We start from the raw sequence: 3,186 nt of genomic DNA, 5'->3' as shown, positions 1-3,186 counted from the left end.
GCCCATGAAACGCCTGTGCCCGTGGTGCTGACCCGCTACGCCGCGCAGAACCTGTACGCCCCACTGCGCACGGTCGACTCCGTTCCTGGCGTGACGCGCGTGAACCTGCGCCGCCATCTGCCCCTGGATACGCTGCTGCCCACCCTGCCCGTTCAGGCCAGAGCCATCGCCGCCTGGCGGCTGGATGATCTGTGGGTGACCGCCGTCAGGTTGGCCAACAGGTCGACCCGCTGGCTCGCCCTGGATCCGCGCGAACTGCAGGGTGATTTCATGACCGCAACGTTTCAGCATTCAACCCTGGGGCCCGCCGGTACCCCGGAAGACACCTCGGTGGTTTACCTGGTGACCCGGGGGCATGGCCTGGCCGAATCTCTGCTGCCGAGAGTGAGCCCGATCAATGCGGCGCTGAATCTGCCGTCCCCCTCAACGCCTGCCCCGAAGGACGGAGTTCGTCATGAAAGGTAACGGCCTGCTGAAGTGGCTGATGGTGCCCATGGCGCTCTTGCTGGTGTTCGTCGGGATCAAGCTGTTTTCCGACGGTAACGTCCAACCCGTCAATGACGGCACTCCCCGGCTGACGTCGCAAGAGGCAAAGGCATTGGGTATCGAAGGCGATACGCCCCGCGACACCGTGGCGACGCTGGTAGGTCAGGTCAAACAAATGCGTACCGAATTGCAGGGTGCGATGGCGGACAACAAAACGCAGAAGTCTGAAAACGAGCGGTTGCGTCAGCGTGAAGGCTCAATTGACCGGCGCATCCAAAGTGCGCTGGAGACTGAACGCAACCAGTTGCGCAACGACCGTGAACAGGTCTCCGGCGAGCGGCAGCAAGCTCAGGGCTTGCTGCAAGACCTGCAGCGCCAAATTGAAGGGCTGTCCCGTCAGCGTGGCGATGCCGACCTTCCCATCGGTCTGGGCCTGAAACCCGGGGACGGCGATGGACTCGGCAGTGACGATATTCACTGGATTGAACCGGACGATGCCAGGCGCGATGGCAAAAGTAGCGCCTCCGGCAAGCGCGACAGCTTCAGCTTCCCCACCCGTTTCGGGCCCGCGCAGAAAACGCTGGAAGCGACCCAGGAGACCGTCGTGGAAGCTGGCAGCAAGGCGGCGGGTGTGTCCACCGCAACGCCAGTATACACCGTACCAACCAACGCGACGCTGATGGGCTCGATTGCGATGACTGCGTTGATCGGGCGCGTGCCGGTAGACGGTACGGTGAATGACCCCTACCCGTTCAAGGTCCTCATTGGTCCCGACAACCTCACCGCCAACGGCATCGACCTCCCCGAGGTGGCCGGCGCGGTGGTCAGCGGTACCGCCTCGGGCGACTGGACGCTGTCCTGCGTGCGCGGCCAGGTCCGCAGTGTGACGTTCGTGTTCCATGACGGCACCATCCGCACCGTGCCCGAAGAGGGCGAGCGCGGTGGCAACCAGCAGCAGGACAACAGGGACAGCAACGCTACCCAGGAGGGCCTGGGCTGGATCAGCGATCCCTATGGCATCCCGTGCGTTTCAGGTGAACGCCGCAGCAACGCCCAGCAGTACCTCAGCAGTCAGGCGCTGATTACGGCGGCGGGTGCCGGCGCCGCCTCGCTGATCAAATCGGACAACGACAGCGTCGCTGTGGTGGCCAACAACAACGGTTCAATGGGCACCGTCGGTATTACCGGCAACGAAGCGGTGGGCCGCATCCTCGCGGGCGGTGTGCAGGACATGTCGCAGTGGGTGAACAAGCTCTACGGGCAGGCCTTCGCAGCCGTCTACGTCAAGCCCGGTGCCCAGGTCGCCGTCCATCTCGAACAACCCCTCAGCATCGACTATGACCCCAAAGGTCGTCGCGTCGATCACCGTCTCGGAGGAGCTCCCCATGCACAGGATCTGGACTAACGGCCTGACGGTCCTCATGGTGGCCGCGGCCCTGGCCGGCTGTTCGACCAGCAAGGAAAAGATGCTGCCGCATGACGGCAACACCATGCTCGATATCTGGAACGAGGAGACCGGCGGTGCCGCGCGTGGCGGACAGAGCGCGCAGCATCTGCTGGACGCCCGGCAGTCGCTGCGCCGGCCACTCACGCAAGACGATGTAAACGCGGCGCCGACTGTCAACGCAAGCTATACCCGCACCGCACAGAACGAGATCTACCGGCAGTTTCACCGCCTGCCCAATCCGGACCTTGTGATGTACGTCTTTCCCCATCTGGCAGGCACTGATCCCGCTCCCATTCCCGGATACACAACCGTCTTTCCCCTGTACCAGCGGGTCCAGTACGCCATGCCCAGTGAGCGGGTCGAGGATTACTGATGCGCTGGCCATTTTCCCGCGTACCTGAGACAACTCAGACAGACAGGCCAACGCCGGATGCCTGGGAGCGCCATGTTGCCGAACTGCAAGCGCACGGTATTCCGGTACCGGGCAAGATCGGCGTCAGGAGGCAGCGTTCCGCAACACAGGCCGACGAGCAGGCACTTTATGACGTCGCGCCCTCGTTCGCCGACCTGTTGCCCTGGGTCGAATACCTGCCGGATTCAAAATGCATGCTGCTCGAAGACGGCGTCTCCGTCGCGGCATTTTTTGAATTGATGCCCGTGGGTACGGAGGGCCGTGAGGCGGCCTGGCTTGCGCAGGCGCGCGACGCCCTGGAAAACGCACTACAGGACAGTTTCGATGAACTGGATGAATCGCCCTGGGTGATGCAGCTCTACGCTCAGGACGAGACCGACTGGAACCCGTACCTTGCCTCCCTGCGCAGTTATCTCCAGCCACGGGCACAGGGCAGCGCCTTCAGCGAGTTCTACCTGCGCTTTTTCGGTCACCATCTGCGGGCCGTTGCCAAACAGGGTGGCCTGTTCGAGGACCGCACAGTCACCAAGCTACCATGGCGCGGCCAAACGCGCCGCGTCCGCCTGGTGGTGTATCGGCGTGCTGGGAGTGCGCCCGCCCGACGCGGGCAATCCCCCGAGCAGGCATTGAATGTCATTTGCGACCGGTTGCTCGGCGGCCTGTCCAATGCGGGCATACGCGCCCGTCGCCTGCAGGCGGCAGATATTCATGCCTGGCTGGTGCTTTGGTTCAACCCGCGGCCAACGATGCTCGGCCCCACGTTAGAAGACCGCGAACGCTTCTACCGCCTCACGGCCTATCCGACGGAGTCCGAACCCGGCGGGCTGGAACTGGCCAGTGG

The 3,186-nt window shown here is 63.7% G+C and carries 4 protein-coding genes; all 4 read left to right on the top strand.

Annotated features, from left to right (window positions below):
* Positions 1-465, top strand: a 465-nt coding sequence (locus GIW04_RS29280; RefSeq protein ID WP_236479495.1) for a TIGR03749 family integrating conjugative element protein, incomplete at its 5' end; no start/stop codon positions are given.
* A complete protein-coding gene (locus GIW04_RS29275) occupies positions 455-1,891 on the top strand; it encodes a TIGR03752 family integrating conjugative element protein (RefSeq protein WP_057005369.1) in 1,437 nt (478 codons plus the stop codon). The genes GIW04_RS29280 and GIW04_RS29275, both read left to right, overlap by 11 nt.
* A complete protein-coding gene (locus GIW04_RS29270) occupies positions 1,872-2,306 on the top strand; it encodes a TIGR03751 family conjugal transfer lipoprotein (protein ID WP_057005370.1) in 435 nt (144 codons plus the stop codon). The genes GIW04_RS29275 and GIW04_RS29270 overlap by 20 nt, the downstream gene beginning before the upstream one ends.
* Positions 2,306-3,186: TraC family protein (locus tag GIW04_RS29265; RefSeq protein ID WP_236479494.1), on the top strand; the 881-nt coding region annotated here is incomplete at its 3' end. The genes GIW04_RS29270 and GIW04_RS29265, both read left to right, overlap by 1 nt.

This window comes from Pseudomonas sp. PA-4-8C, assembly GCF_021606625.1.
In the GTDB taxonomy this organism is placed as follows: domain Bacteria; phylum Pseudomonadota; class Gammaproteobacteria; order Pseudomonadales; family Pseudomonadaceae; genus Aquipseudomonas; species Aquipseudomonas lactis.
The sequence above is the reverse complement of the archived record's forward strand: the minus strand, read 5'-3'. Positions and strand labels throughout refer to the sequence as shown.